The sequence below is a fragment of the Mycolicibacter longobardus genome (genome assembly GCF_002102265.1).
GTDB lineage: Bacteria > Actinomycetota > Actinomycetes > Mycobacteriales > Mycobacteriaceae > Mycobacterium > Mycobacterium longobardum.
In genome coordinates, this window is record NZ_LQPG01000022.1 from 141,037 (window position 1) to 167,670 (window position 26,634).

The window sequence follows — 26,634 nt, forward strand, 5'->3', positions numbered from 1 at the left end:
AGCTCCGGGAGATCGCCCATGGACGTTGTCGACATATCGCGGTGGCAATTCGGGATCACCACCGTCTACCACTTCATTTTCGTGCCGCTGACCATCGGCTTGGCGCCGCTGGTCGCGGTCATGCAGACGGTGTGGGTGCTCACCGACAACGTCGCCTGGTACCGGCTCACCAAGTTCTTCGGCAAGCTGTTCCTGATCAACTTCGCCCTCGGGGTGGCGACCGGGATCGTGCAGGAGTTCCAGTTCGGGATGAACTGGAGCGCGTACTCGCGGTTCGTCGGCGACGTGTTCGGCGCGCCGTTGGCGATGGAGGGGCTGGCCGCCTTCTTCCTCGAATCGACCTTCATCGGCCTGTGGATCTTCGGCTGGGGCCGATTGCCGCGGGTGGTGCATCTGCTGTGCATCTGGGTCGTCGCCATCGCCACCAACGTGTCGGCGTTCTTCATCATCGCCGCCAATTCGTTCATGCAGCACCCGGTCGGCGCCCACTTCAATCCGGAGACCAATCGCGCCGAATTGGACAGCATCATGGCGCTGTTCACCAACAACACCGCCCAGGCCGCGCTGTCGCACGCGGTCACCGGCGCGTTCCTGACGGCCGGGACGTTCGTCGCCGGGGTGAGCGCCTGGTGGATGGTCCGGTCCAGGGACGCTGACGCGACCACGATGTATCGGCCGGCGGCCATTCTCGGGTGTTGGGTCACGCTGGTCGCAGCGGTCGGGCTGGTCTTCACCGGCGACGTGCAGGGCAAGCTGATGTTCGTCCAGCAGCCGATGAAGATGGCGTCGGCGGAATCGTTGTGCGACACCGCAACCGACCCGGACTTCTCGATCCTGACCGTCGGCCGGCAGAACAACTGCGACCATCTGACCCGGGTGATCGAGGTGCCCTACGTGCTGCCGTTCCTGGCTGAGGGCCGGTTCGACGGGGTTGAACTCGAGGGCGTCCGCGACATCCAGCAGCGCTACCAGCAGCAGTTCGGGCCCGGTGACTACCGGCCGAACCTGTTCGTCACGTATTGGTCGTTCCGCGCGATGATCGGCCTGCTGGTGGTCCCGGTGCTGTTCGCGATGGCCGCGCTGTGGCTCACCCGGGGCGGGCGGATCCCCAACCAGCGGTGGTTCTCCTGGTTTGCGCTGCTGAGCATTCCCACCCCGTTCCTGGCCAACAGCGCCGGCTGGGTGTTCACCGAGATGGGCCGCCAGCCCTGGGTCGTCGCCCCCAACCCGACCGGCGATCCCAACATCCGGTTGACCGTCGCCGAAGGGGTGTCGAGCAATTCCGTCGGCGTGGTTGTCACCTCCCTGGCGACGTTCACGCTGGTCTACGCGGTGCTGGCGGTCATCTGGTTCTGGCTGATCAAGCGCTACGTCGCCGAGGGCCCCCTGGAACACGACGCCGAACCCGCGCCACCGGCACCGCCCGGCGAGAGCGACGTGGCGCCGCTGTCATTCGCCTACTGACTCGACAAGGAGGTCATCGCGGTGGGACTGCAACAGCTGTGGTTTGTTCTGGTCGCGGTGCTGTTCCTCGGATTTTTCATCCTGGAGGGCTTCGACTTCGGGGTGGGGATGCTGATGGCGCCGTTCGGCTGGGTGAGTAAACCCGGTGGTTCAGCGAGCCTCGACGAAGGAGAGGCGAAGCTGGGACCACCGCATAAACTCGGTGGTTCAGCGAGCCTCGACGAAGGAGAGGCGAAGCTGGGACCACCGCATAAACCCCGTGACCCGGAAGCGCACCGGCGCGCGGCGCTGAACACCATCGGACCGGTCTGGGACGGCAACGAGGTCTGGTTGATCACCGCCGGCGGTGCGATGTTCGCGGCCTTCCCGGGCTGGTACGCCACCGTGTTCGAGACGCTGTACCTGCCGCTGCTGGCGATTCTGTTCGGCATGATCGTGCGCGCCGTCGCGATCGAGTGGCGCGGCAAGATCGACGATCCGAACTGGCGCCGGTGGGCGGACGCGGGCATCGCCGCCGGCTCCTGGCTGCCCGCAATCTTGTGGGGGGTGGCGTTCGCGGTTCTGGTCCGGGGCCTTCCGGTGGACGCCGACCAGCATGTCCGGCCGGCGTTCGGTGATGTGCTCAACGCCTACACCCTGCTGGGCGGGCTGGCCACCGGCGGGCTGTTCTTGTTCTACGGTGCGGTGTTCGTCGCTTTGAAGACCGCCGGCGCGATCCGGGACGACGCGCACCGCTTCGCCACCCGGCTGGCACTACCGGTCACCGCGCTGGTCGCCGGCTTCGGAGTATGGACCCAGCTGGCACACGGCACCGCTTGGACGTGGCTGGTGCTGGGCGTCGCGGTGCTCGCCCAGCTGGCCGCAGTCGCGCTGGTGTGGCGCCGCGCGTCCGACGGTTGGGCGTTCACCTGCACCGCGATAGTGGTTGCGGCGGTGGTGATCCTGTTGTTCGGCGCGCTGTATCCGGCGCTGGTGCCCTCCACCCTGGATCCGCAGTGGAGCCTGACGATCTACAACGCGTCGTCAACGCCGTACACATTGAAGATCATGACCTGGGCGGCGGTGATCTTCGCGCCGCTGGCCATGGTCTATCAGGGCTGGACGTATTGGGTGTTCCGGCAGCGGATCTCGGCCGAGCAGATCCCGCCGTCCATCGGATTGGCGAGGACGCCGTCCTGAGCGCTCGAGGTTCTCGGGCGCCGCTGGATCCGCGGCTGTGGCGGGCGTCGACGGCGGTGCGGCGCTTTCTGGCCGCCACGGTGGGGTGCGGGGTACTGATCTCGTGCTGCGCTATTGCCTCGGCGATCACGTTGGCGCACATCGTGTCTCACGTCATCACTAACCCGTCCACCCGCAACGTTGCGCACTGGACGCCGCTGCTGTCGGTACTGCTGCTGCTGTGGGCGGTGCGCACCGCGGCGCAGTGGCTACAGGCGCGACTGGGCCAACGCGGAGCCAGTGCGGCGATCGCCGAACTGAGCGGTCAGGTGCTGGCCGCGGTCACCGCGCGCTCCCCACACCGGCTGGCGGCCGAGCGGGACGCCGCGGCCACCGTGGTGACCCGGGGCCTGGACGGTCTGCGCCCCTACTTCACCGCCTACCTGCCCGCGCTGCTGCTGGCCGCGATCCTGACCCCGGCCACCATGCTGGTGATCGCCGTCTACGACCGCAAGGCCGCCGTGCTGGTGGCGATCACGTTGCCGCTGATCCCGGTCTTCATGGTGTTGATCGGCCTGGCGACCGCGGACCGCTCCGCCGCCGCCCTGGCGGCCATGACGACGCTGCAGGCCCGGTTGCTGGATCTGATCGCAGGCATTCCCACCCTGCGCGCGCTCGGCCGCGCGGCCGGCCCCGAACACCGCGTCGCCGAACTGTCCGACGCCCACCGCCGCTCGGCGATGGCCACCCTGCGGATCGCGTTCCTGTCGGCGTTGGTGCTCGAGTTGCTGGCCACGCTCGGGGTGGCGGTGGTGGCCGTGAGCATCGGTCTGCGACTGGTGTTCGGCGAGATGAGCCTGACCGCCGGGTTGACGGTGTTGCTGCTGGTGCCCGACGTGTACTGGCCGCTGCGCCGCATTGGGGTGGAGTTTCACGCCGCCCAGGACGGACGCGCCGCCGCGGAGCAGGCTTTCGCGCTGATCGGCCAACCGGTCGCGCCACCCGGACACCGGCGCGTGACGGCACGTGGCGGGCAGATCCGTCTCGAACAACTCAGCGTGGCCGGCCGCGACGGCGCGGCGCCGGCTGATCTGACCGCGGTGATCGAGCCCGGCGAGGTCACGGTGTTGACCGGCGCCAACGGCGCCGGCAAGAGCACCACGCTGGCGGCCATCGCCGGGCTCACGCCGCCCACCTCGGGCCGCATCACGGTCGCCGGCGTCGACGTCGCCGACCTCGACCTGCCGGCGTGGTGGCAGCAACTGGTCTGGCTGCCACAGCGCCCGGCACTGGTCCCGGGCAGCGTGGCGGACAACCTGGCGCTGTTCGGGGATCTCATTGACGCCGACGTGGCTTGCGCCGCAGCAGGATTCGACTCGGTGATCGCCGAGCTTCCCGACGGCCCGCACACCGAGTTGGGGCGCGGCGGAGTCGGGCTGTCATTGGGACAGCGGCAGCGACTGGGGTTGGCGCGCGCGTTGGGATCGGCGGCGTCGGTGCTGTTGCTCGACGAACCGACCGCCCACCTGGACGCCGCAACCGAGCAGCGGGTGTTGACCGCCCTGCTGGCCCGCGCCCGCGCCGGGGCGACCGTGGTGGTGGTCGGTCACCGCGCACCCGTACTGGCGATCGGCGACCGGATCATTGTCGTGACCAGCGAGGGAGCTGCGCGCCATGCGCAGGTCTGATCCGCTGCCGGCCGCCGTCGGGCTGCTGCGACCGCGACTGCCCCGGCTGCTGCTGGCCGGGATTCTCGGGGTGTTGTCGCTGTGCAGCGCGCTGGCGTTGGCCGGGGTCTCGGCCTGGCTGATCACCAGGGCCTGGCAGATGCCGCCGGTGCTGGACCTGTCTGTCGCCGTAGTGGCGGTGCGGGCGTTCGCGATCTCCCGCGGAGTCCTGCACTACTGCGAGCGGCTGGTCAGCCACGACGCAGCGCTGAGCGCCGCGGGCACCGCCCGGACTTGGCTCTACCGGCGGCTGGCCCGTGGGCCGGCGGATGCCGCGATGCGGCTGCACAGCGGCGAACTTGTGGCGCGGGCGGGCACCGACGTCGACGAGCTGGCCGACGTCCTGGTACGCGCCCTGCTGCCGATCGCCGTCGCGGCGGTGCTGGGAGTCGGCGCGACGGTGGTGATCGCCGTGATCTCCCCGGTGGCCGCCGCCGTGCTGGCGCTCTGCCTGCTGGTGGCCGGTGTCGTCGCACCGTGGCTGGCCGCACGGGCTGCCTCGGCACAGGAGACCACCGCCCGCGACCACCTTTCCGAGCGTGACGTTTCGGCGATGTCGGCACTCGACCATGCCCCCGAGCTGCGGATCGCCGGTCTGCTGCCCGGGGTTATCGCCCAATCCCAGCGTCGGCAACGGGCCTGGGGTGCAGCGGTGGACGCCGCCGCCAGGCCGACTGCGATCGCCGCCGCCATGCCCACCGCCGCGATCGGGGTCAGCGTGCTGGGTGCGCTGGTGGCCGGGATCGGGATCGCTGATGCCGTGGCCCCCACCACCGTCGCCGTGCTGATGTTGTTGCCGCTGTCCGCGTTCGAGGCGACCACCGCCCTGCCCGCCGCGGCAATCCAGCTGACCCGCTCCCGGATCGCGGCGCGGCGACTGCTCGAGCTGGCGCCGCCGGATCAAGTGTTTGCGGACACGCCGGCGGCGCGGGGAGATGCCGGCGCTGCGCCGCGACTGCGCGCCGATGTGCAGTTCGGGTATCGCGAAGACGGGTCGATCCGGGTAACGCTGGACTTGGCGCCCGGGGACCGGTTGGCGATCACCGGCCCCAGCGGCGCCGGCAAAACCACACTCCTGATGACCCTGGCCGGCCTGCTGGCACCGTTGGCCGGCCGGGTGGAAGTGGGCGGTGTCGCGGCGCCGGAGCTCTCCGAGGCCGAACTGCGGGCCGCCATCAGTTTCTTCGCCGAAGACGCGCACGTCTTCGCCACCACCGTCCGGGACAACCTGCTGGTGGCACGGGGAGACTGCCGCGACGACGAACTGATCACCGCCCTGGACCGGGTCGGCCTCGGGCGGTGGCTGGCCGGGCTGCCCGACGGTTTGGCCACCGTGCTGGCCGGCGGCGCGGAGGGCCTGTCCGCCGGTCAGCGACGACGGTTGCTGCTGGCCCGGGCCCTGCTCTCGCCCGCCCGGATCGTGCTGCTCGACGAACCGACCGAACACCTCGACGCCGCTGACGCCGACGAGCTGCTGCGCACCTTGTTGGAGTCACCCGGACTGTTCGGCGCCGACCGCACGGTGCTGGTGGCCACCCACCACCTGCCCGGTGACAGCCGGTGCCGCAGACTCGACGTCGCTGGTGCCGCTGTACCACGTTAGGGTGCTCTGGTCGGACTCAGCAAACAATCCGACAGAACGGTTGAGTCAACTCATGACCGCAGCACAGACGTCGCCGATGGAAGCGCGGGTCGGCCACTACTACCAGATGGACGGCACCTACCTGGTGGGCCGGGAGAAGGTGCGCGAGTACGCCCGCGCCGTTCAGGACTACCACCCGGCGCACTGGGACGTCGCCGCCGCCGCGGCGATGGGTTATTCCGGGCTGGTGGCGCCGTTGACGTTCACGTCGGTGCCGGGCATGAACTGCAATCGCCGCATGTTCGAGTCGGTGGTCGTCGGCTATGACACCTACATGCAGACCGAAGAGGTCTTCGAGCAGCACCGCCCGATCGTGGACGGCGACGAACTGCATATCGATGTCGAGTTGACCTCGGTACGCCGTATCGCCGGGCGCGACCTGATCACCGTGACCAACACCTTCACCGACACCGCCGGCGAGCGCGTTCACACCCTGCACACCACCGTCGTCGGAGTGACCGCCGAAGACATCGATCCGGCCATCAAGACCGCCGTCCACCACGCGATGATGCACGACGTCAACATCCTCGACGTCGGCGAATCCGACGCCGCGTACCACAAGACGGTGCGCCCCGACGGCGAGGTCCGGATATCCGAGGGCGGCCTGACCCGCACCCCGGCAACACCTTCCTTCGATGAGGTGAAGGTCGGCGACGAGCTGCCGGTACGCCACACCCGCCTGTCCCGCGGAGACCTGGTCAACTACGCCGGTGTGGCCGGCGATGCCAATCCGATCCACTGGGATGAAGACATCGCGAAATTGGCCGGCCTGCCCGATGTGATCGCCCACGGAATGCTCACCATGGGCCTGGGTGCGGGGTTCGGCTCCGCCTGGACGGGCGACCCCGGCGCCGTCACCCGTTACGCGGTGCGACTCTCGGCACCGGCGATCGTGTCGGCCAAAGAAGGCGCCGACATCGAGTTCAGCGGCCGGATCAAAGCACTCGACCCGGCAACCCGCACGGGAACCATCCTGGTCGCCGCGAAGTCCGACAACCGCAAGATCTTCGGCCTCGCCACCTTGAACGTACGGTTTCGTTAACCCGAGTTCCGATCCAGTAACCGAAATCTCACAATCGTCGCGCAGTTGAGTGATTGCGGAGCCGGCCCTGACAGAGCAGGCACCGGACGGTGTTGATCAAACCGGTCAATCGTCCCTTTTGACCTGGTCCAGCCGTTACTTCACCGCCGTGCGGTAAACAGTCTGTAAATCCGCCGATGTGAGCGGGCAGGCGCCCCGGACGCTTTCATAGCAGCTGTCTCACAAGGGTTTTCAAAGAACGCCTGGTATCACTGAAAGTCGTTACGTCGCACGCTTTTTACATTGCTGGAACCTGTTTACATTGCTGGAACCTCGAATAGACAACCCCTGCCTAGGATTTGGGTTTCCGATAGCTAGTTCGAGCGTCGGCGATGGGCCGCGTGACGTGAGGAGTCACCCGACATGGATTTTGCTGCATTACCGCCGGAGATCAACTCCGGACGGATGTACGCCGGCGCCGGTTCTGGCCCCCTGTTGGCAGCCGCATCCGCGTGGGACGCGCTTGCGGCCGAACTGAGCTCTGCGGCATCGTCATACGATTCGGTGGTTTCAAGCCTGACCGGGGAATGGTCGGGGCCGTCGTCCGCTTCCATGGTCGCCGCCGCCGAGCCCTACGTGAGCTGGATGAGCATGACCGCCGCCCAGGCCGAGCTCTCCGCCACCCAGGCGCGCGCCGCAGCAGCCGCCTATGAGGCCGCCTTCGCGGCCACCGTGCCACCACCGGTGGTAGCGGCCAATCGTGCGCAGCTGGCCACGCTGATCGCGACGAACATCCTCGGGCAGAACACCGCGGCGATCGCAGCGACTGAAGTTCACTACGCGGAGATGTGGGCGCAGGACGCCGGCGCGATGTACGCCTATGCGGGTTCCGCGGCCGCGGCAACCCAGCTGACGCCGTTCAGCGAGCCGCCGGAGACCACCAACCCGACCGGCGTGGCGAATCAAGCAGCGGCGTCAGCTGCGGCAACCGGTGATTCGGCAGCTTCCAATATCGGCGAGCAGCTCTCCCAGCTGCTCACCGCAATGCCGCATGCACTGCAGTCCTTGGCCTCCAACCCGGTGGGAACGGCAGCGGCGACGGCACCGGCTTCATTCCTGGACCAGTGGAACATGATCTGGGGCACATTGACCGGGCCGTTCAGCCCGGCCGGGTTGACGACACCTGCGGGCGGCCTGGTCTTGGCATTCGGGCAGCTCTACTCCTGGATCATGAACGGGATGGGCGCGCAGGCATTCCTCGCCGGGCCCAAAGCCATCACCGGAGCGCTCGTGCCGCTCGCGCCCTTGGCGCACACCGCCTTACCCGCCGCCAGCCTGAGCAGCGCAACCGGCGCACTGGGCAAGGCGGCCACCATCGGGAAGATGTCGGTGCCGCCGTCCTGGACGGTTGCGGCGCCCGCAACCAAGTTGGTCAGTATGGCTTCGACGTTGCCGGCAGCCGTCGAGGTCGCCCCGATGGCTGCCGCCGCCGGCCAGGAAGCCATGTTCGGGCAGATGGCGCTGTCCAGCCTGCTGGGCCGTGGCATGGGCACTACCGCCACCCAAACCGTCGGAGCGGCAACCCGTTCCCTGCGCAGCAGCGGCGGCCCCGATGCCTTCGGACCGATTCCGCCCGGTGAGGCCGACCCCGCAGCCGCCACCATCATCGTGATCCCGGCACTCGATGAGTGACCTGACGATGACGAAACCTCCACCTACCCTGTCGTACCCGACCAGATAAGGGTGTCGAAATGTACTTCTCCTTGTTACCGCCAGAGATCAATTCGGGGAACATGTATGCCGGCGCTGGCGCCGGCCCGTTGATCGCCGCTGCGACGGCCTGGGAGCGTCTTTCCGGTGAATTGAGTACCGCGGCAGCTGAATACAACGCAGTGCTCACGGCACTCGCCGACGAATCGTGGACCGGTCCGTCGGCCGCGGCGATGACGGCGGCCGCTGAGCCCTACGTGGCTTGGATGTCGGCCACCGCGGCCGCCGCAGCCCAGGCGGCAGCCCAGGCGCAGGCCGCCGCCGCCGCCTACGAAACCGCTTACGCAGCCACGGTTCCGCCGGAGTTCGTTGCGGCCAACCGCGCCCAGCAGGCGATGCTGCAGGCTACGAACCTGCTCGGCCAGAACCTCGCGGCCATGGCGGCCAACGAGGCCCAGTACATGGAGATGTGGGCGCAAGACGCCGCCGCCATGCAGACCTACGCCGCATCCGAAGCCGCGGCCACCAAGTTGACGGCGTTCACCGAACCACCGCAGACCACCACCGGGACCGCGGCGGCCACGTCGGCGGCCAGCGTGGGTTCGGCGGCGGCCACCTCCGGCGGCGATCCGCTTATGCAGTTCCTCGTCGATCTGGCCAACCAGTACAACAACTTCGTCTCCGACGCGCTCACCCAACTGACCGGGTCCCCGGCGGCGGCCGATACGTTCATCGCGATGTTCTCGGCGGTCAGGGCGCCGCTGGGTCTGGCCGTGCAGTTCAACAGTACTTCGATGATCGCCAACTTCCCGATCCAGAACTTTCTGAAGTTCGCCCCGCCGCTGGCCCGGGTCCTCACCGAGATACCGGCGACCGGACTGGGGGCCGGGCTTCGCACGGCGGCCTCCGGTGGCCTGGTCTCGACGGTTACGGCCGGCATGTCCGAGGCGAATCTGGTGGGAAACCTGTCCGTCCCACCGAGCTGGGCGTCTGCCAGCCCGGCGATCAGGATGGCCGCCGGGATGCCCACCGCAGGCCTCGCCGCCGCCCCCGCTGTGATGGGGCTGCCGGGTGGCCTGCTCAGCCAGGCAGCCCTGGGCAGTATGGCCGGCGGCGCCCTGGGCAGTGCCAACCCCCGCGCCGTCACCGGTGGGCGCATCCGAATCCAGGGGGGTAAGGCGAAAACTCCCGTCAAGCTCGACGCGGTGATCGCCAAACTGCAGAGCCAACCCGAGGCCGTCCAGCACTGGAACGTCGACCAGGCCGGGCTCGACGAACTGCTCGACGAATTGTCCAGGAAGCCCGGCGTTCACGCCGTGCACCTGAAGGGCGCCAAGAAATCCGCGGCCCCGCTCAACTGATGCCCTCGGAAGAGATACCCGTGAAAGAGAAAGAGACTCACCGTATGGAAACCCACAGCCGCCAGCGGATAGGTACGTGCAGTGTGTTGTCGGTGCTGGGTGCTGCTGCGCTGATCGGCGGTGCTGCGCCGGCATATGCGGAGCCCGAAGTCGGCGGCGGCGACACCGCTTTCCTGGCGTCGCTGCGATCGGTCGGCCTGGCGTTCGCCAGTGATGATCGGGCCGTCGCAGCCGGCCACGCCGTGTGCGGCCTGATCAGCAACGGTGAGCCGGGCCTGCAGGTGGTCGAGGAAGTCAAACGTGACAATCCCGGGTTGAGCCTGGACGGAGCGTCACAGTTCGCCGCACTCGCCGCGAACTCCTACTGCCCCCAGCAGTTGACGAAGTAGCCGGCCGGTTTCTTCTAGGCCCTCGTCAGCTCGGCGTATCGGGCGAGGTGGTGATCGGTGGTACCGAACTCGTATTGAATTGCGGTGAGCCGTTTGAAGTAATGGCCGATCGCCAGCTCCTCGGTCATGCCCATCCCGCCGTGCAGCTGGACCGCCTGCTGACCGACGAACCGTGCCGCCCGGCCGACGGTGGCCTTGCCCGCCGACACCGCGCGGGCACGCGTCGTCTCGTCGGCCTCCAGGTTGAGGATCGCCAGGTAGACCGCGGCCGCTGACTGCTCGACCTCCATGAACATGTCCACCATGCGGTGCTGCAGAACCTGGAAACTACCGATCGGCTGACCGAACTGCTGGCGCTGCTTGCAGTATTCGACGGTGTCCGCCAAGACTTTCCGCATACAGCCCACCGCCTCGGAGCAGATCGCCGCGGCGCCCTCGTCGCGGGCCTGGGCCAACGACGGCCATGCCCCGCCCCGTTCACCCAACAGTGCCTCCGCCGGAAGCCGCAGATCGGTGAACGTGATGTCGGCGGCGCTGCGGTCGTCGATGGTTCGATACGGGTGCAGCTCGATACCGGCGGCGTCAGCGTCGGTGAGGAACAACGAGATTCCATCCTCGCCCGCGATGCGCGCGGTGACCAGCAGATGCGTCGCCAGGGGCGCGCCGGCGGCCACGATCTTCACGCCGTTCAACACCCAGCCGTCGCCGTCGGGCTGGGCCAGCGTCGCCGCGTCCTGCCAGCGGTCGGCCGAATCCGGCTCCGCGGCAGCCAACGCCGCGACCTTGTCGCCGGCGACGATCTCCTTGAGCAGCTCAGCCGCGGCCGGACTTCCGGAGCGTCGCAGCAGCCCGCCGGCGACCACCACGGCGTCGACGTAGGGCTCGATCACCAGCGCATACCCCAGCGCCTCGGTGATGACCATGAGTTCCACAGCGCCGCCACCGATTCCGTCGAACTCCTCCGGCAGGGTCGCACCCAGAATGCCCAACTCGCCGGCAAAGGCGCGCCAGATATCGGGCTGCCACCCGGCACCGGTCTTGGCCGCCGCCCGACTGGTCTCGAGGTCGTATCGCGACGCGAGGAACTTGGTGATCCCGTCACGCAGCATCTGCTGCTCACTGTTCAGGTTGAAGTCCATTTAGAGCCCCAATGCCGCTTTGGCCAGAATGTTTCGCTGAATCTCGTTGCTGCCGGCGTAGATCGAGCCGGCCCGATCGTTGAAGTACCGCAGCGGTGCCACGGCCTGCCACGGCTCACCGGACTGGTAGCCGTCGGTGGGCGGCTGGTAGTCGGCGATCGGGCCCCCGGGTGCGGTGACGTGCGGCTGATAGATCCGCCCGCGCGGTCCGGCCGCCTCCAACGCCAGTTCGGTCAGTTCCTGGCTCAATTCAGTGCCCAGGACCTTGAGCATCGACGACGACGCCCCGGGGTTACGGCCCTCGGCAACGGCGGCGAGCACCCGGTATTCCAGGATCTCCAACACTTCGGCGCGGATACGCGCATCGGCCAGCTTGCGACTGAAGGCGTGGTCGTCGGCCAGCTTTCCGCCGCCCGGTCCCGGCTGGTCCTTGGCCGCTGTGGCGACCTCCTCGGCCATCACCTGCAGGCCCGGCGCCACCGCACCGCCGCCGCGCTCGAACTCGAGCAGATACTTCGCGACCGTCCAACCGCTGTCGATCTTGCCGATGACATTGGATTGGGGAACCCGCACCTCGTCGAAGAACACCTGGTTCTGGATCTCTTCGCCCGAGGTCATCACCAGCGGCCGAATCTCGATACCGGGCGATGTCATGTCGATCAGCACGAACGTGATGCCCTGCTGCTTCTTGGCCCCGCGGGTGGTACGCACCAGGGCGAACATCCAGTTCGCCTCGCCGGCGTGGGTGGTCCAGATCTTGCTGCCGGTGCAGACCAAGTCGTCGCCGTCCACCGTGGCCGCCATCGACAGTGCCGCCAGATCCGATCCGGCCTCCGGCTCGGAGTAGCCCTGGCAGAAGAACACCTCGCCGGTCAGAATCCGGGGCAGGAAATAGTCCTTCTGCGCATCGGTTCCGTAGGCGATGATCGCGTGCGCCACCATCCGAATCCCCATCGGCGACAACGACGGTGCACCGGCGAGCGTCGTCTCGCGGCTGAAGATGTAGTGCTGGGTCAGGCTCCAGTCGCAGCCGCCGTACTCCACCGGCCATGCCGGGGCCGCCCAGCCTCGCTCGTGCAGAATCGCCTGCCAGGCCATGCTGGCCTCGTGGTCGGCGTAGACACTGGTCATCAGCCGGCCCGCGCGGCGCAGTTCGGGTGTCAGTTTCTCGTCGAGAAAGGCCCGAACTTCAGCTTGGAATGCCCGATCTTCCTCGGACCACCGCAGATCCATCCGCGCAGTGTAGCGCCCAGGTTGCAGGGCACATTCCGGCCTCCCGATCAAGCGATCTGCTCATTTCCATTCGCCGCACACCCGGCCGGTACTCGGGCACGATGGCGGTATGGCCAAGTCCCCGTCGGAGCCCCCGGCGCCGGCGCCGTCTGCCCCTGTTGCCAAGACGGTTCACACCTTCTGCAGGTACTGCATGTGCTCGTGCGGTCTTGAGGTGACGGTCCAGGACAACCAGATCCGCAAGATCTCCGCCGACAAGCTCAACCCCCACAGCTGGCACGACTTCTGCGCCAAGGGCCGCACCGCCAATCAACTGGTGGAACATCCGCGCCGGATCCTGCGGCCGATGCGGCGGGTAGGTGAGTCCTACGTCGAGGAAAGCTGGGACACGGCGATCGGCGACATCGCGGCGCGGATGAACGCGCTGATCGACGCGGGAGGGCCGGACACGATCGGCACCTATTACGGCAATCCGTCGGGGCACTCGTCGTCGAACGTGATGTTCATGAATGCCTGGATGGACGCCGTCGGCACCAACAACCGCTACGCGGTGGGTTCGGTGGATCAGAACGCACTTCACGTGGTGGCCGAGGCGATGTACGGATCGGCACTGATGGTGCCGGTCTCCGACATCGACAACTGCGACTACTTCCTGCTGGTCGGCACCAATCCCGCGGTGAGCGGCTGGAACTGGCTGGAGACGGCGCCCGATGGTTGGCGGCGCGCACTGACCCGGCAGGCCGGTGGCGCCACCCTCGTGGTGGTCGATCCGGTGCTCACCGAGTCCGCGGAGAAGGCCGACGTCCATCTGGCGGTGCGACCGGGCCAGGACTGGGCGCTGCTTCTGGCGATGGTGAAGGTGATCCTCGACGAAGGCCGCCAGCATCGCGGCGACTGCGCCGACCTGGCGACCGGCGTCCCCGCGCTGGCGCGGCTGGTATCCGAGGCCGACCTCGATGACCTGGCTGCCCGTTGCGGCATCGACCGCGGCGTGATTGAGTGCACCGCGCGGGATTTCGCCGCGGCCCGCACCGCGATGGCGGTGACGCGCACCGGGGTCTCGCAGCACGCGGCGGGCGCGGTCGGCGAATGGCTCGGCCACGTGCTCAACGTCATCACCGGCCGGATGGACCGCCCGGGCGGGCGGCGTTTTGAGCCGGGCTATTTCGACGCGCTGAAGCTGGCGGCACTCGCGAAGACCAAACCGCATGTGAGCCGGGTGGCCGGACGGGACATGGTCGCCGGAGCACACGCGCTGGCGGAGCTTCCCGATGAGATCACCACACCGGGCCGCGGCCAGATCAGGGCCATGTTGATCAACTGCGGCAATCCGGTGGTGTCGGGCCCGGACGGCACCAGGCTCGACCGGGCGCTGGCGCAACTCGATCTGCTGGTGGTGATCGACCTGGTGCAGCGGGAAAGCCACCGCCACGCCCACTGGCTGCTTCCGGCGGCGCACTGGCTCGAGCGCGACGACCTGCTGGCGTTCACCAGCAATATGCATGACGAACCCTTCGTCCAGTACGGCGCGAAGGTCGTCGAGCCCCCGCCCGGGGTGCGGCAGGAGTGGGAGATCTTCGTCGATCTGGCGCTCGCGATGCGCAGACCCCTGTTCGGTGTCAGGGGCTTCAACACCTTCATCCGGGCGACCCGGCGGATTGCGGCGCTGACCCGTCGACCCGCGTGGGCGTTCGGCCCGCACTGGCTCGACCGCCTGTTCATCCGGATGTCGCGGAAGATCAACGGCCGCCGGCTCACCTGGCGCGACGTGATGGCCCATCCGCACGGACTGGTGCTGGGGCCGCGCGAGTTCGGTCATTTCAGGCAAGCGCTGCGCACCGACGACAAGAGGGTGCACGTGGCCCCGCCGGAACTGCTGGAGCGGACACGGGAACTGCTTGCCGCCCCGCACCCTATGGCGCCGGAGGGTTTTCCGTTCCAGCTGGGCAATCGGCGGAACCGGCACTCGATGAACTCCTGGCTCAACGAGCTGCCCGGGCTGCACCGTTCCGGCAAGCGCAACGATGTGCTGATCAACTCCGAGGACGCCGCGGATCTCGGCATCGCCGAAGGAGACCTGGTGCGAGTGTTCTCGCCGACCGGTGAGGTGGTCCTGGCCGCATCGGTCTCGAAACGGCCACGGCGCGGGATGGTGCTCATCGACCACGGTTGGGGGTCGCGGATCTTCGACCCCCGCGGTGGCGAACAGCCCGAGTCCTTCGGGGTCAACCGCAATCTGCTGGTCGACGGCCACTCCGTGGACCCGTTGTCGCAGACGTCTCCGCTGAGTTCGAGCTACGTCGGGGTGCAACGGCTCTGATGCTGCTCGACAGCAGCGGTCAGCGGATCCGCCCGGCCACGCCATCCGCCAGCAAGGTGTGACTCTCGGCGCTGCCGTCGAGTAGTCGGGTGATGCGCCTGACGATCTGCCACCGCCCGGACGATTCGGGGGCCCGTCTGAGGTGGAAGTAGTTGGCGGCGGCGCGCGCAACGCCGTATTCATCGCCCTGTTTGACCAGCAGCGTCGACTCACACACGGCAACCGCCTCATCACCGTGCACGGTGACCACGGCCGGGCCCAGGAAGTGCGTGCACCCCCGGCTGATCAGATCTTGGTGACCACGCGAGCGCACCATCGCCGCAATGTCCCCGCGGCCGGCATGCGCCAGTTCTCGACGTCGTAGACACCGTCGCCTCGCCACAGCGCGGCGGCCGATTCGGCCTCGCCGGCATCGACCAGTGGGCCGTAGGAGGCGATCAGCCGTTCGATCGCACGCTCATCCTCGATCTGCTGCAGACGCCGCTCCAGCTCGGCCAGCCGTTGCTCGCTCACGGCTGCTCCCGGCGCGGGAGGTTGGCCAGCTCGGCGAGCGCGGCCAGCTGGTCGCGGAAGTGCGCCGAGGACTGCGCCGAGATCGCGCAGCTGACATCGGTGGCGCCGAGGTCAGCCAGGCCGCCGATCCGGTCGAGGGTCTGCTGCGGGGCGCCGATCGGATCCAGCGGCGGTGACGAGAGCACCACGGTAAAGCCATCCGGAAGGTCCACGCTGCCAAGGAATTCGGACAGGTCGGCTCGGGTCAGGCCGAACGGCGTCCAGCCGTCGCCGAGTTCCACCGCGCGGCGCAGGGATCTCCGCGTTCGTCCACCCACCCAGATCGGCACGCGTTGCTGCACCGCGCAGGGTTCCACGACCATCGAGTCGAATCGGTAGAACGGGCCGTGATAGGCCGGGCGGGTGTTCGACAGCGATGCGCGCAGCGCCCTCATCGCATCATCGGCCCGTGCCCCGCGGTCGTCCCATTCGCAGCCGAGCAGGTCGAATTCCTCACGCAGTGAACCGACTCCCACACCGAGCGTCAGCCGGCCACCACTGAGCCGGTCCAGGGTCCCGTAGCGCTTGGCGATCTCCAGGGGATGGTGGTAGCCCAGCACCAGGACGGACGTCACCAACCGGATCCGGCTGGTGCGGGCGGCCAGAAACGCCAAGGTGGCCAACGGATCCCAGTAGGTGGCCCCCCGGGTGGCCGCGGCGTCAATCGGAACCGCGACATGTTCGGAGCAGGTGAGGTAGTCAAATCCCAGTTCGTCGGCCGCCGCGGCGATCTGACCGAGGTCGTCGACACCGCCCTCGGCTTCCCAACCGGATGCCGCGCCCGGGATCTGAATGACCACCGGCGTGGCCAAGCCGAGCCGCATCAGCGGGACCGGGCCCGCGGACCGTTGTATCGCAATGGCGCTGCGCCTTCCGTTTGCTCGCGTGGTTCCGATGAGTGAGGTAGTCTCTTCCCGTCAGAAACTAAAATGAATTTTAGTAACGGAGGCGGCTCTTGTCCAGCGGTGACCGCAGCGAGTGGGTCCGGCAGTACGGCCCCTGGGCCGTGGTCGCGGGCGGCTCCGAGGGCGTCGGTGCCGAATTCGCGTTCCAGCTGGCCGGGGCGGGAATCAACCTGGTCCTGATCGCCCGAAAGCCAGCAGCGCTGCGTCACACCGCGGATCGGTGCCGCGAACTCGGCGTGCGGGTCCGCGAACTCACCCTTGATCTGGCGGCCGCGGGCGGCGTCGCCCAGATCGTCGAAGCGACATCGGATATCGAGGTCGGCCTGCTCATCTACAACGCGGGGGCCAACACCCACAGCGCGGAGTTCCTCGACGGGGACTTGGCGGCATTCTCACGGGTGATCGATCTGAACGTGACGACGCCGCTGGGGCTCATCCACCACTTCGGGGCGGCGATGCGGGAGCGCCGCCGCGGCGGCGTGCTGCTGGTGGGCTCGCTCACCGGCTATCTCGGTTCGGCGCGGCAGAGCGTCTATGGGGGTGTGAAGGCGTTCACCCGGATCTACGCCGAAGGCCTCTGGCTGGAGCTGCGCGACCACAACGTGCATGTCCTGGAATTGGTGCTCGGCGTCACCAGGACGCCGGCCATGCAGCGGGTGGGACTCAACTTCGAGGTACCCGGGCTGCGGGTGTCCGACCCGGCCGACGTCGCCCGCGAAGGTCTCGACCGGCTCCCCCACGGCCCCGTGCACATCATCTCGGCTCACGCCGACAGCCCCGCTCTGCACGCCCCGGCGGACCGGGCCGCGGCCGTACTCGCCTCGCACCGGCAGATGCAGAAACTGCTACGCGGGACCCCCGCTGCCCCGGGAGAGTCCGATGCCCCGCCTCCCCGTTGATCGCGAGCCGGCAACCCCCGCAACGCCCGCACAACGACAACGCTGGGACCGCATCCTTGCCACCGCTGCCCGACTCGGTTCCCGCGACGGGCTGGAGGGCGTCCGGATGCAGGACGTGGCCGATCAATCGGCGGTATCCATTACGACGGTCTACCGCTACTTCCCCACCAAACATCACCTGTTCAGCGCGCTGTTGTCGCACTACACCCAGAGCGCCGCGCCGCCACATCCGCTAACCGGTTGCCCGGCGACCGATGTCACCGAACTCATGGCCGGCATCTGCAGAGCCATGCTCGCGCGCCCGCGACTGGCCCGGGCGATGATCACCTCGGTGAACGCCCGGCGGGCCGCGTCGACCGCAACCGGTGACTTCGATCTGCGGCGCAACATCCTGTCCGTCGCCGGGATCTCCCGGCCTACCCGCCAGGACGCCCAGCTGTCCCTCCTGGTCGAGCAGTGCGCCTACGGCGTCCTGTCCTGGGCGGTGATGGGCGAGACCACGCCCACCCAGGCCGAACGCGACATGCGGCGCGCCTGCGAGCTACTCCTGGCGCCCTGGCGGGGTCGTCGGCGCACCGGGCGCACCGGACGCAGCTGAGTCTCCGGGACGTGGCATCGCCCGTGCCGTTCCGAGAATCCAGGCGAACAGGAACGCCGGCATTGCGGTGATCGAGAAACCTTCGAGTGACAGCGGACCGCTGCGCACGATGAACGCCAGCAGCAGCAGCGGGTGAACCACCGCGGCGGCGAACGCGAGGTGACCGGTGTAGCGCGGCATCACCCGCCGGCTGTAGACCGCAACCGCGAACGCACCCAGCGCCACGGCGGTGGGCAGCCCCGACATGGCCAGCAATCCGAAGGTCAGATCGTAGAGCAGCGAGGCCGCGTCAGCGCTGCGGCGCCGGTACAGCAGGAGGTCGAATGCGGTGAATCCGCTCAGCAGCAGGGTCACGCAGCCGATGAATCCGGCGGCGAAACAGGTCGGAAGGATCGATCGCACGGGAAGCCGATCCCGCAGATGCGTCCATACCGCAGCGCCGAACACGAACCAGAGCGTGACGCCGAGCGTATTGAGCAGCATGGTCGCGACCAACCGGTCGTGGTTGTCCGTGGCCCACCGCGCCACTTCGATTGCCGGCGTGCGGGTTCCCGGGAAGGACCAGATCGGATACACGAGAAGGGTGCTCACGGGGAGTAGGAATCCGAACGTGCCGGACCATCGCGCCGCCCGCGGCGCATCCCAGGATTGGCCGATCACCAGGTCCCCCTGTCATCGCACGAGATCATCGGGCGAGGCTATCGGGAGAGCTCCCATTGTCCGAAATCATCGGCCAGGACGTCGTTGACGTCGACATGCACATCGTCGATCACAAAACCCGGTTCGGTCGCGGTGACGATCTCTCGCTGGAAGAGCACGGCCGCCGGCTCACGTTGGCCTCCCGACCATGCCCTGGTCTGCCATGCCCACCGGTGGCCCGGGCTCGTCGATTTTCCGATGACGTCATCGGCGATGGCCCAGGAACATTGGCGTGCGCCGCCGTAGATTCCCGTGCGGTCGACACCCAGCACTGAATTGATGCCCCGAAACCACTGACTTGCCAAGCTCTTCCACGTTTTGGCGTCGATGTCTTCGTCGACGCTGAAGAAGATGGGCGCCGACGACGGACCACCGGCGGCCGTGTGCAGTCGCAACGCCGTCCGGGCATCGGCGACACCGCCGTCGTAGCCCCGGGTGAAGTCCGACGGGGACGACGTCCATCCGGGCTTGCCGAACTGGTAGCAGCTGGCAATCTGCAGTCCGGCGGCGCGCAGCCGGTCGGCATAGTCGCGGGCCACGGGCTTGAAGTCGAACGTGGCACCCGGCCGCAGCTCGGAGACGTAGACCATCGCCCCGTCGAATCCCGCGGCCTTGATCTGTTCGGGCTGCACCAATCGGTGGGCGAAGTCGATGACCTGCAGACCCGCCGCGGCGGCCCGCGGTGCGCCCACCGTCGCCCCGAGGGCGCCGGGCACCGCCAGGGCCGGCGCAAGCAGCGCCGCGTACCTCAGGACGTCGCGGCGTGAGGCGGATCGCGTCACAAGGGGCAGCCTAGCCGCGGTCTACCTGCGAACGGGCCACTATGCGGCGCCGAATGACCCGACGATCCGTCGACTGCTGTTGACTCCCGGATCGTGATGACAAGGATGGGTCCATGGACGTACTGAGCGTGACAGTGGGTCTTCCGGTCAGCGATCTCGACCGTGCCGTGGAGTGGTACCGGCGGGTGTTGACCCTGACCGGCCCGGCTCTCACGCCGGCGGACGGCGTGGTGGAGTTCCAGCTCGGGACGACCTGGCTCCAACTCGGCAAGGATCCGACCGAGCGCTCCGGGGCCGAAGTCGTGACGCGTTTCGAGGTCCGTGACGTCGCTGCCGAACGAGAGCGCCTGGCCGGTTACGGCATCGAGGTGGGCCCGCTCGAACACGTCCCGGATGCGGTCGACTACTTCGACTTCCTCGACCCCGACGGAAACCTGCTCAGCTTCTACTCGGAGGTGTAGCTGCCCGCGCGCACGGCCTTCGGGCTCACCCCGTAGGCACGTTTGAAGGCGCTGCTCAGCGCGAACGGGGTGGCGTAGCCGACGTGTCGTGCGACGGCGGCGAGGGTGGCCTGACTCGACCGCAGCAGATCGGCGGCCAACGCCAGCCGCCAATTGGTCAGGAAGGCGATCGGCGGTTCGCCGACCTGCTGGGCGAACCGGCGCGCGAAGGCCGCACGTGACGAACCCACTGCCGCAGCAAGATTCGCGACGGTCCAGGGGTGGGCGGGGTTGTTGTAGATGAGCTTCAAGGCCGGACCCACCACCGCGTCCTGTTCGGCGTGCCACCAGATGGGCGCGTTGGCGTCGTTGTCGAACCACGTTCGCAACACTCCGATGAGCAACAGGTCGAGCAGCCGGTCCAGATAGGCCTCCTGGCCTGGGCCGTCACAACCGGCCTCGGCCGTCAGCAGATCGATCAGCGTGCTGTCCCACTGCTCGGCGCGCAACACCAGCACCGCGGGAAGCGCGTCGAGCAGGCGGGCGCTGACCTCGCTGTGCCCCTCGTAGGCACAGATGATGGAGCGGGTCGCCCCCGACGAACTGTTACCCCACGTCCGCACGCCCAGAGACATCTCGAAACGCAGATCGTCTCCGGTCAGCGTCGTGCACCGCTGGCCCGGATGGATCGCCACCATGGGGGCGGTGGCCGGGTCGTCGGCGAAAACGTAGTGCTGGGTGCCGCGCGCGAGCGCGACGTCCCCGGGCCGCAGCCAGTCGGTGCCGCTGGTGTCCCCGACGATGACGGCGTTGCCGTGGGTCTGGCAGATGAGGCTCAGCGGCGCGTCGTCTTGGATGCGCAACGACCACGGCGGGTCCATCATCATCCGCAACACAAAAGCCCCGCGCGCCCGGACCCCGTCGAGCAAACCCACCACGGCATCCACAACCCCGACGGTAGACGATCACGTATGTTATCGGGACGACAAGCGATGGATCGTCTTGTCGGATTCGGGTTGACTTCGGGACATGAACGCGAATCCCCTTGTCATCCTGACCTCGATCGCCGCGCTCGGCAGCGCCGCCGCCGGCGGAATGATGTACGTGTTCTCCACCTTCGTGATGCGCGGTCTGGATCGGATGGAGCCGGCCGGGGCCATCACCGCGATGCGCGGGCTCAACACGGAGGCGAACTCCAGCCCCGCGTTTCTACTGGCATACCTCGGCGCGGCGGTGCTTGCTCTGGCAGTCGGCGTCGTCGCCGTGATGCACCTGCGCCAACCCGGCAGTTGGTGGCTGCTGGCGGGTGCGGTCTTCGGGGTCCTGGCAGCGATCATCACGATGGTGTTCAACGTGCCGCTGAACAACCATCTCGACGGCGTAGACCCGGCGAGCCTGTCGGCCGCCGATGCCGCCCGCGAATGGCAGGCCTACTTCTCGGTATGGACGGCGTGGAACCACGTCCGCACCGTGTCCGCGTTCCTCGGCGCCGCCCTGATGCTGATCGGGCTGCGCTACCGCTGAAGCTGGAACTTCCCGATCACCGATTCGCCGAAGTGTTCTATCGCCTCCACCGCGTGGCCGAGGCTGTCTCCGGGGAGGCCGACCTGTACCCAGGTCACGCCCACATCGGCGAGCCGGCCCAGACCGTCCAGATAGGCGCCGGGATCGAAGTCGTGGTACCCGAGGCGTCCACCGGCGAGGTTCGAGAAGCAGATGTCGATGGCGGCCCAGTCCCGGTCGGCCTCGTCGCAGCGCCGCTTCAGGTCGTCGACACCGGCTGCCAGTGCTTCGATCGAACTCATCTCGGCGGTGCGGGCCGTGGCGGCCAGGCCCGCCGACGTGGCAAACGGCACCCACCCGTTGCCACGGGTGGCGACCCGCTGGCGCGCCCTGCCCGTGTTTCCACCGATCCAGATCGGCGGATGCGGCACGCTGATCGGGCGCGGATGAGCGGTGATCCCCCGCGCGCGGAAGTGCCTGCCCTCGAACGACACGTCGTCGCCGGTCCAGATGGCGCGAATGACGTCCAGGCTCTCCTCGACCAGGGCGGTGCGCTCGTCGAAATCCACGCCCAAAGCTGCGAATTCGCCCTTGAGGTAGCCCACGCCGACGGCCAGGGTGAACCTGCCACCCGACAACAGGTCCAGCGTCGCACCCGATTTCGCCACCACGAACGGGTTGCGATACGGCAGCACGACGACATTCGGGATGAACCGGAGCGTTCGGGTGTGCGCCGCAGCGAATCCCATCGCGACGAAGGGATCCAGACTGTCGTGGCCGCCGGCGTCGAGCCAGCGCTGAGTGGGCGCCGGGTGGTCGGTGAAGCCCATCGCGTCGAACCCGGCGGCCTCGGCGGCCTTCGCAACGGCGGTAACCCCTTGGGGAGACGCCAGTTCCGGGTCACAGGGATGCGTGACGATCGGGTAGGTGAAGGCGAACCGCATAGGGCTCCCTCAGGTCAGCTCGGCCAGAGGCCGGACGAGGACTTCTTGCGCGGTGCTGGCCACATGGCGGCCGGTGACCTCGACGATGGTGCCGTGCACCAGGGCACGATGACCGGAGATGGCGACGGTCTGCTGGGTGTAGACGTGCCACTGGTCGAACCGCACCGGGCGGTGCAGCCAGATGCTGTGGTCAAGGGTCAGGCCGGTGTGGGTGGCATGGTCTACCCGTTCCGGGTGGCTACGAAATGCGGTGTCCACCAGCAGATAATCGCTGGCGTAGGCCAGCAGGACGGCGTGCAGCTGCGGCCCGCCCTCGATCGCGCGCGGCAACCGCATCCAATGGGCGCGGTGCCCGGCCGCCCGCGCACCTCCGAGGAAGCTGGGCGCCTCGGCGGAGCGCATCTCCAGCGGCGGCGGCCTGTCGATCCAGGTGCTGCCCCGATCGGCCAGATGCGGCGGGGCCTGGTGCGCCCAATGCTGGAGCAGCGGAAGGGTCTCCGGGTCGGTGGCCGGCTGCGACACGGCGAGATCCTCGGCGCCCTCTGCGCTTTCAGAGCTGGACTCGAAGGACACCGTCGCGATCATGAGGGTGCGGCCTGCTTGCTGCACAGCCACCTGCCGGGCCGACATCGTGCGTCCGTCGCGGGTGCGGTCGACGACGACTTCCAGCGGCGCGGCCGAGTCGCCGGGACGCAGAAATGACGCATGTATCGAATGGGCGGTGAGCTCGGGGACCGTGGCCGCGGCCGCGGACATCGCCTGCGCGATGAGCTGGCCGCCGAAGATACGGCCGAACCTGCTGGCCTCGTTGCCCGCTCGAAACCGGTCGTCACCGAGGGGTTGCAGCGTCAGTATCTGCTGCAACCGGTCGAGCGCACCGAGCGTGCCCCGTTCCAGGGGGCTGCCCGACCCGAGCAGCGGACCGCTGAAATCGGGCTGGGCGAAGACCTCCGACGCCGGCGTCTGCACAGATCCTCCTCCACTCGCCGCTGACCACCTGGGCAACATGGCGCTCACGGGCGGCGACACCGACGCATCGTATCTGTCGATGACTGGCTTCCCGCGGCCCAGCGGCGATGTTCGCGGAAAGACGCGCAGCTCCCGGCGCGGGCAACACTGTTAACAACAGCCACATTGTTAACATCGTGCGATGCAGGACTCCCCCGGGACCAACGGCGCTCGACGCTCCCGACCGGTTTCCCGGCGCGATGCGCTGCGGTACGCATCCGCCGCGACGCTCGCCGGGCTGGGTGCGGTATCGGCAACCGTCGACGCTCCCCGCGCATCGGCGGCGGCTCCAACGCTCATCGACTACGCCATGCGCCAGATTCCGGCGCAGGACATCCGGGCCGCCGGCCATGCCGGAGTCATCAACTACGTGTCGACATCGCGGCCCGGCTCCAACTTCGGAGCCAAGCCGATCACCCGTCCCTACGCCGAGTCGCTGACCGCCGCGGGGCTGGTGATCGTCAGCAACTACCAGTTCGGTAAGCCGGGCGGGACAGCGCCGTCGGACTTCACCCGTGGATTTCCCGGCGGCGTCGCCGACGCTCGCACCGCCTGGCAACTGCACACCGCGGCGGGCGGCGGCCAAAGTGCGCCGATCTTCTTCAGCGTCGACGACGACATCGACCGCAACACCTGGAATGCTGTGGCGCTGCAGTGGTTTCGGGGCATCAACTCGGTGCTGGGAGTGCAGCGCACCGGCGTCTACGGGGGCGTCAACGTGTGCCGATGGGCGGCTGCCGACGGTGTCATCGGCAGCTCGCGCACTCCGGGCCACCGGTGGGCGTGGCAGACCCGGTCCTGGTCGCGTGGCCAACGGGACCCCGCGGCGGTTCTCTACCAGCGGGTGGTGAGTACCGCCTCGAGTCCAGGACCGATAGTCGGTGGGATCGAGGTCGACGTCAACGACGTCATGGCCCAGGACTGCGGGCAGTGGAACCTGCACCCGTGAGGTCGTCAGGCGCAGGCAGCTCGATCAGGAGTTAGACGCAAAAAAGACGGCCAGGGTGAGCATCACCACGCACGCGATGGACGTATAGACGCCCAGGGTCGCTGAGGTCATAAGTCGCTCCTGTCTGTGATGACATCGGTTGGTCGGCAGCCGATCTACAGCCAACCTGCGCAGCTGGACGGCCGTGCCGCGATCGCCATTAAGTTAGCCGTACGGCTTGTCCGGCGTCAACAAAGCGGCGGGGCGTGGCGTCGGGGTCGACCTCGATGTCGGCGCAGTTCAGGACGCGACCAAGGCGTCGATCTGGCTCAGCGCCTCGGAGGTGCCCTCGACAACCCCCATTTCCAACAGCTGCTGGAGATCCGCGGCGGATTCGAAAATGCTCACGTAGGTCGCGCGGGTGCCGCCGTCGTGCTCGGTGAAGGTGTAGACGTTGCTGGCGACCGGCATCTCGGGATTCGGGTTGAAGTCCAAGTCGGCGAAGCCGTCCACGAAGGAGAAGCTCCGCGGTTCGTCGACGGCCGTGATCTCCCAGTATCCGGGATACTTCTCGCCGTCCGGGCCGGTCATGAAGTAGTTCACCCGGCCGCCGGGCGTGAAGTCGTGGTCGACCACGGTCGCGGGGTACGCCGGCGGCCCCCACACCTTCTCCAGCTGACGCGGGTCGGCGTAGACCTGCCAGATTCGCGCCACCGGGGCGGCGAAGTGGGCGGTGATGGTCAGGGTCAGGTTCTCGATGTCCTGCTGGACGTCGGTCACGGGCATGATTCAGTCCTCCTTGGTCTGCTCGGATGAGATGAGTTCGTCGATACGCGCGATGCGACCACGCCACACCTGTTCCAACTCGCTGAGCATGGACGCCACCGACCGCACCGCCGCGACGTCGCCGCTGGCCAACTGCTCGCGGCCGCTGCGTCGCTTGGTGAGCAGGCCGGACTTCTCCAGCACCGCCACGTGCTTCTGCACCGCGGCGAAACTCATCTCGTACTTCACCGCGAGCTCAGAGACCGAGTGCTCCCCGGCCAGCACCCGGCGCATGATGTCGCGGCGGGTGCGGTCGGCAAGCGCGTGGAACAGGGCATCCACCCTGTCCTCGTCGTACCCGATCACACAACCAACCGTACAACCAGATGGTTGTATGTTGTCAAGGGCGGGCCGTCCCCGGCCCGGCTAGATCAGACCTGCGGGAACCAGAAGTCCAGCGTCTCCTCCACGCCGCCCCAGTCGATGCCCATCCAGTCGGTGAAGAAACCTTCGATGTTTCCGAAGGCGTTGTAGATGAAGGCCACAATCGAATTGAACAGGGCGTCCAAGCCGGCACTGTCGATCAGCCCGTTGCCGAAAGCGGTGAGCCAGGTGCTGAACTGGTCGATGTCGCCGGAGATGCCGATGTTGGTGAGCATGCCGTCGGTGGTCGCGGTGTGGTCAGCGATCTGCTCCGGAGTGAGCCCCAGGTACATGACGTGCTCGTAGAACAGGCCCAGGCCCATCCCCGAGGTGTTGTCCGCGACGGGATCGCCCGGGAACGTGTAGATGGTTGCCGCGAACGCGTCGTTCGGGGTCTGGTTGCCGTTCAGGATTGTCATGTCGAAGAGCCGGTCCCAGAGCGTGTCGCTGGTGTTGCCCGGCCAGGTGCCGTTCGCGTCCGACGGGTTTCCGATGAACACGAAATGCAGTAACTCCGGGTCCACGCCGTCGTGAGCGAGCTGGGCCATCGCGATCGAGCCGGCCGTGGCGCCCTGCGAGTAGCCGAACACCCACAGCGGGTTGTCGGCGTCGTAGGCGTCCGGGTTGGCGGCGAGTTCGGCGTGCACCGCCCGCACGATCTCAGCCGCTCCGGCGAAACTGCTGTGACCCTGCAGGATGAGTTGCGGTGTGGTCAGCACCCGCAGTGGGGCATCGCAGTCACCGGCACCGACCACGCATACGGTCGGGTCGTCGCCGGCGTCGAAGCCCAGTGGCTGCAGGAAGAGATCGGCCGCGGTCTGGGCGAATGCCGCCGACGGCGTCGGCAACATGGTTCCGCCGACGAAGAACGCGGTGCCCGACAGCAGGTTCACCTGTGCGCGCGTCATCTGGACGGCGGGAGTTCCGAGGACGCCGGCGGCGATGACGCTCGCCGCGGCGATCGGCGCGAAAGCTTTGGTTACGTTCATAATGAGCTGATAATTGCATTCTCAATCGAGAAGAG

General features: G+C 67.9%; 25 protein-coding genes and 1 pseudogene. 14 read left to right on the top strand and 12 right to left on the bottom strand.

Annotated elements, in window-relative coordinates; genetic code table 11:
* The first annotated feature begins 18 nt into the window (after nucleotides 1-18).
* The 8 genes from AWC16_RS12910 (at nucleotide 19) to AWC16_RS12945 (ending at nucleotide 10,472) form a co-directional block, all read left to right on the top strand.
* Nucleotides 19-1,464 (top strand): cytochrome ubiquinol oxidase subunit I, encoded by a 1,446-nt coding sequence (locus AWC16_RS12910; RefSeq protein WP_085265143.1) that lies wholly within the window; start codon nucleotides 19-21, stop codon nucleotides 1,462-1,464.
* 21 nt (nucleotides 1,465-1,485) lie between these two features.
* Nucleotides 1,486-2,643, top strand: coding sequence for a cytochrome d ubiquinol oxidase subunit II (gene cydB / locus AWC16_RS12915; protein ID WP_085265144.1), 1,158 nt, complete (start codon nucleotides 1,486-1,488; stop codon nucleotides 2,641-2,643).
* Nucleotides 2,644-2,699: 56 nt separating this feature from the next.
* Nucleotides 2,700-4,310 carry a thiol reductant ABC exporter subunit CydD gene (gene cydD / locus AWC16_RS12920; protein ID WP_085265145.1) on the top strand — a complete coding sequence of 537 codons (1,611 nt, stop codon included), beginning with the start codon at nucleotides 2,700-2,702 and terminating at the stop codon, nucleotides 4,308-4,310.
* Nucleotides 4,297-5,952 (top strand): thiol reductant ABC exporter subunit CydC, encoded by a 1,656-nt coding sequence (cydC, locus tag AWC16_RS12925; protein WP_085265146.1) that lies wholly within the window; start codon nucleotides 4,297-4,299, stop codon nucleotides 5,950-5,952. The genes cydD and cydC overlap by 14 nt, the downstream gene beginning before the upstream one ends.
* A 52-nt stretch (nucleotides 5,953-6,004) precedes the next feature.
* A complete protein-coding gene (locus AWC16_RS12930; protein WP_085265147.1) occupies nucleotides 6,005-7,033 on the top strand; it encodes a fused (3R)-hydroxyacyl-ACP dehydratase subunits HadA/HadB in 1,029 nt (342 codons plus the stop codon).
* A gap of 402 nt (nucleotides 7,034-7,435) precedes the next feature.
* Nucleotides 7,436-8,704 (top strand): PPE family protein, encoded by a 1,269-nt coding sequence (locus AWC16_RS12935; RefSeq protein WP_085265148.1) that lies wholly within the window; start codon nucleotides 7,436-7,438, stop codon nucleotides 8,702-8,704.
* Nucleotides 8,705-8,763: 59 nt separating this feature from the next.
* Nucleotides 8,764-10,083 (top strand): PPE family protein, encoded by a 1,320-nt coding sequence (locus tag AWC16_RS12940; protein WP_085265149.1) that lies wholly within the window; start codon nucleotides 8,764-8,766, stop codon nucleotides 10,081-10,083.
* A 44-nt stretch (nucleotides 10,084-10,127) separates the two neighbouring features.
* Complete coding sequence (locus AWC16_RS12945) at nucleotides 10,128-10,472, top strand: DUF732 domain-containing protein (protein ID WP_085265150.1); 345 nt, start codon at nucleotides 10,128-10,130, stop codon at nucleotides 10,470-10,472.
* Between the two features lie 14 nt (nucleotides 10,473-10,486).
* Here AWC16_RS12945 and AWC16_RS12950 read toward each other — a convergent pair whose 3' ends face one another.
* Nucleotides 10,487-11,611, bottom strand: a complete 1,125-nt coding sequence (locus tag AWC16_RS12950) for an acyl-CoA dehydrogenase family protein (RefSeq protein ID WP_085265151.1) — start codon at nucleotides 11,609-11,611, stop codon at nucleotides 10,487-10,489.
* Entirely contained in the window at nucleotides 11,612-12,844 is a 1,233-nt protein-coding gene (locus tag AWC16_RS12955) for an acyl-CoA dehydrogenase family protein (protein WP_085265152.1), read from the bottom strand.
* Nucleotides 12,845-12,953: 109 nt separating this feature from the next.
* On the opposite strand from AWC16_RS12955, the gene AWC16_RS12960 reads away from it, so the two are divergent.
* A complete protein-coding gene (locus AWC16_RS12960) occupies nucleotides 12,954-15,164 on the top strand; it encodes a molybdopterin-containing oxidoreductase family protein (RefSeq protein ID WP_085265153.1) in 2,211 nt (736 codons plus the stop codon).
* A gap of 154 nt (nucleotides 15,165-15,318) precedes the next feature.
* Here the strand turns inward: AWC16_RS12960 and AWC16_RS12965 are convergent.
* Nucleotides 15,319-15,677: pseudogene (locus tag AWC16_RS12965) on the bottom strand (nuclear transport factor 2 family protein); the annotation flags it as partial.
* Entirely contained in the window at nucleotides 15,674-16,540 is an 867-nt protein-coding gene (locus AWC16_RS12970; RefSeq protein ID WP_085265154.1) for an LLM class F420-dependent oxidoreductase, read from the bottom strand. The gene AWC16_RS12970 and the pseudogene AWC16_RS12965, both read right to left, overlap by 4 nt.
* A gap of 131 nt (nucleotides 16,541-16,671) precedes the next feature.
* Here AWC16_RS12970 and AWC16_RS12975 point away from each other — a divergent pair, with 131 nt between their 5' ends.
* On the top strand, nucleotides 16,672-17,520 hold the full coding sequence (locus tag AWC16_RS12975; protein ID WP_085265155.1) for an SDR family NAD(P)-dependent oxidoreductase: 849 nt from the start codon (nucleotides 16,672-16,674) through the stop codon (nucleotides 17,518-17,520).
* Nucleotides 17,501-18,118: a TetR/AcrR family transcriptional regulator gene (locus tag AWC16_RS12980; protein WP_085265156.1), complete on the top strand. Its 618-nt coding sequence runs from the start codon at nucleotides 17,501-17,503 to the stop codon at nucleotides 18,116-18,118. The genes AWC16_RS12975 and AWC16_RS12980 overlap by 20 nt, the downstream gene beginning before the upstream one ends.
* On the opposite strand, the gene AWC16_RS12985 is transcribed toward AWC16_RS12980, so the two are convergent.
* Nucleotides 18,062-18,709: a hypothetical protein gene (locus tag AWC16_RS12985; RefSeq protein ID WP_207572315.1), complete on the bottom strand. Its 648-nt coding sequence runs from the start codon at nucleotides 18,707-18,709 to the stop codon at nucleotides 18,062-18,064. The two genes, AWC16_RS12980 and AWC16_RS12985, sit on opposite strands and share 57 nt — an antisense overlap.
* Nucleotides 18,710-18,816: 107 nt before the next feature.
* Nucleotides 18,817-19,599 (bottom strand): DUF1906 domain-containing protein, encoded by a 783-nt coding sequence (locus AWC16_RS12990; RefSeq protein ID WP_085265157.1) that lies wholly within the window; start codon nucleotides 19,597-19,599, stop codon nucleotides 18,817-18,819.
* Between the two features lie 113 nt (nucleotides 19,600-19,712).
* Between AWC16_RS12990 and AWC16_RS12995 the strand changes: the two genes are divergently transcribed.
* The gene (locus tag AWC16_RS12995; protein ID WP_085265158.1) at nucleotides 19,713-20,060 is read left to right on the top strand and encodes a VOC family protein; all 348 of its coding nucleotides are present in this window, start codon (nucleotides 19,713-19,715) and stop codon (nucleotides 20,058-20,060) included.
* On the opposite strand, the gene AWC16_RS13000 is transcribed toward AWC16_RS12995, so the two are convergent.
* On the bottom strand, nucleotides 20,045-20,986 hold the full coding sequence (locus tag AWC16_RS13000; protein ID WP_085265159.1) for an AraC family transcriptional regulator: 942 nt from the start codon (nucleotides 20,984-20,986) through the stop codon (nucleotides 20,045-20,047). The genes AWC16_RS12995 and AWC16_RS13000 overlap by 16 nt on opposite strands.
* An 82-nt stretch (nucleotides 20,987-21,068) precedes the next feature.
* Between AWC16_RS13000 and AWC16_RS13005 the strand changes: the two genes are divergently transcribed.
* Complete coding sequence (locus tag AWC16_RS13005; protein WP_085265160.1) at nucleotides 21,069-21,563, top strand: anthrone oxygenase family protein; 495 nt, start codon at nucleotides 21,069-21,071, stop codon at nucleotides 21,561-21,563.
* Here AWC16_RS13005 and AWC16_RS13010 read toward each other — a convergent pair.
* Nucleotides 21,554-22,486, bottom strand: coding sequence for an LLM class F420-dependent oxidoreductase (locus tag AWC16_RS13010; RefSeq protein ID WP_085265161.1), 933 nt, complete (start codon nucleotides 22,484-22,486; stop codon nucleotides 21,554-21,556). The two genes, AWC16_RS13005 and AWC16_RS13010, sit on opposite strands and share 10 nt — an antisense overlap.
* 9 nt (nucleotides 22,487-22,495) lie before the next feature.
* Nucleotides 22,496-23,455 (bottom strand): acyl-CoA thioesterase, encoded by a 960-nt coding sequence (locus AWC16_RS13015; RefSeq protein ID WP_234812249.1) that lies wholly within the window; start codon nucleotides 23,453-23,455, stop codon nucleotides 22,496-22,498.
* Between the two features lie 181 nt (nucleotides 23,456-23,636).
* Here AWC16_RS13015 and AWC16_RS13020 point away from each other — a divergent pair, with 181 nt between their 5' ends.
* A complete protein-coding gene (locus AWC16_RS13020) occupies nucleotides 23,637-24,443 on the top strand; it encodes a DUF1906 domain-containing protein (RefSeq protein ID WP_085265162.1) in 807 nt (268 codons plus the stop codon).
* A gap of 279 nt (nucleotides 24,444-24,722) precedes the next feature.
* Here the strand turns inward: AWC16_RS13020 and AWC16_RS13025 are convergent, their stop codons facing one another.
* The 3 genes from AWC16_RS13025 to AWC16_RS13035 form a co-directional block, all read right to left on the bottom strand.
* A complete protein-coding gene (locus tag AWC16_RS13025) occupies nucleotides 24,723-25,208 on the bottom strand; it encodes an SRPBCC family protein (protein WP_085265163.1) in 486 nt (161 codons plus the stop codon).
* A gap of 3 nt (nucleotides 25,209-25,211) precedes the next feature.
* Nucleotides 25,212-25,553 (bottom strand): ArsR/SmtB family transcription factor, encoded by a 342-nt coding sequence (locus AWC16_RS13030; RefSeq protein WP_085265164.1) that lies wholly within the window; start codon nucleotides 25,551-25,553, stop codon nucleotides 25,212-25,214.
* A 65-nt stretch (nucleotides 25,554-25,618) separates the two neighbouring features.
* Nucleotides 25,619-26,599 (bottom strand): PE-PPE domain-containing protein, encoded by a 981-nt coding sequence (locus AWC16_RS13035; RefSeq protein WP_085265165.1) that lies wholly within the window; start codon nucleotides 26,597-26,599, stop codon nucleotides 25,619-25,621.
* Between the last annotated feature and the right edge of the window lie 35 nt (nucleotides 26,600-26,634).

Coding starts and splice junctions, on each gene's coding strand:
- cydC (WP_085265146.1), top strand. CDS start 4,297: ATGCGCAGGTCTGATCCGCTGCCGGCCGCCGTCGGGCTGCTGCGACCG.
- AWC16_RS12910 (WP_085265143.1), top strand. CDS start 19: ATGGACGTTGTCGACATATCGCGGTGGCAATTCGGGATCACCACCGTC.
- AWC16_RS12970 (WP_085265154.1), bottom strand. CDS start 16,540: ATGCGGCTCGGCTTGGCCACGCCGGTGGTCATTCAGATCCCGGGCGCG.
- AWC16_RS12945 (WP_085265150.1), top strand. CDS start 10,128: ATGGAAACCCACAGCCGCCAGCGGATAGGTACGTGCAGTGTGTTGTCG.
- AWC16_RS13005 (WP_085265160.1), top strand. CDS start 21,069: ATGAACGCGAATCCCCTTGTCATCCTGACCTCGATCGCCGCGCTCGGC.
- AWC16_RS12995 (WP_085265158.1), top strand. CDS start 19,713: ATGGACGTACTGAGCGTGACAGTGGGTCTTCCGGTCAGCGATCTCGAC.
- AWC16_RS12935 (WP_085265148.1), top strand. CDS start 7,436: ATGGATTTTGCTGCATTACCGCCGGAGATCAACTCCGGACGGATGTAC.
- AWC16_RS12940 (WP_085265149.1), top strand. CDS start 8,764: ATGTACTTCTCCTTGTTACCGCCAGAGATCAATTCGGGGAACATGTAT.
- AWC16_RS13020 (WP_085265162.1), top strand. CDS start 23,637: ATGCAGGACTCCCCCGGGACCAACGGCGCTCGACGCTCCCGACCGGTT.
- AWC16_RS12980 (WP_085265156.1), top strand. CDS start 17,501: ATGCCCCGCCTCCCCGTTGATCGCGAGCCGGCAACCCCCGCAACGCCC.
- AWC16_RS13010 (WP_085265161.1), bottom strand. CDS start 22,486: ATGCGGTTCGCCTTCACCTACCCGATCGTCACGCATCCCTGTGACCCG.
- AWC16_RS12950 (WP_085265151.1), bottom strand. CDS start 11,611: ATGGACTTCAACCTGAACAGTGAGCAGCAGATGCTGCGTGACGGGATC.
- AWC16_RS12930 (WP_085265147.1), top strand. CDS start 6,005: ATGACCGCAGCACAGACGTCGCCGATGGAAGCGCGGGTCGGCCACTAC.
- AWC16_RS13035 (WP_085265165.1), bottom strand. CDS start 26,599: ATGAACGTAACCAAAGCTTTCGCGCCGATCGCCGCGGCGAGCGTCATC.
- AWC16_RS12955 (WP_085265152.1), bottom strand. CDS start 12,844: ATGGATCTGCGGTGGTCCGAGGAAGATCGGGCATTCCAAGCTGAAGTT.
- AWC16_RS13025 (WP_085265163.1), bottom strand. CDS start 25,208: ATGCCCGTGACCGACGTCCAGCAGGACATCGAGAACCTGACCCTGACC.
- AWC16_RS12960 (WP_085265153.1), top strand. CDS start 12,954: ATGGCCAAGTCCCCGTCGGAGCCCCCGGCGCCGGCGCCGTCTGCCCCT.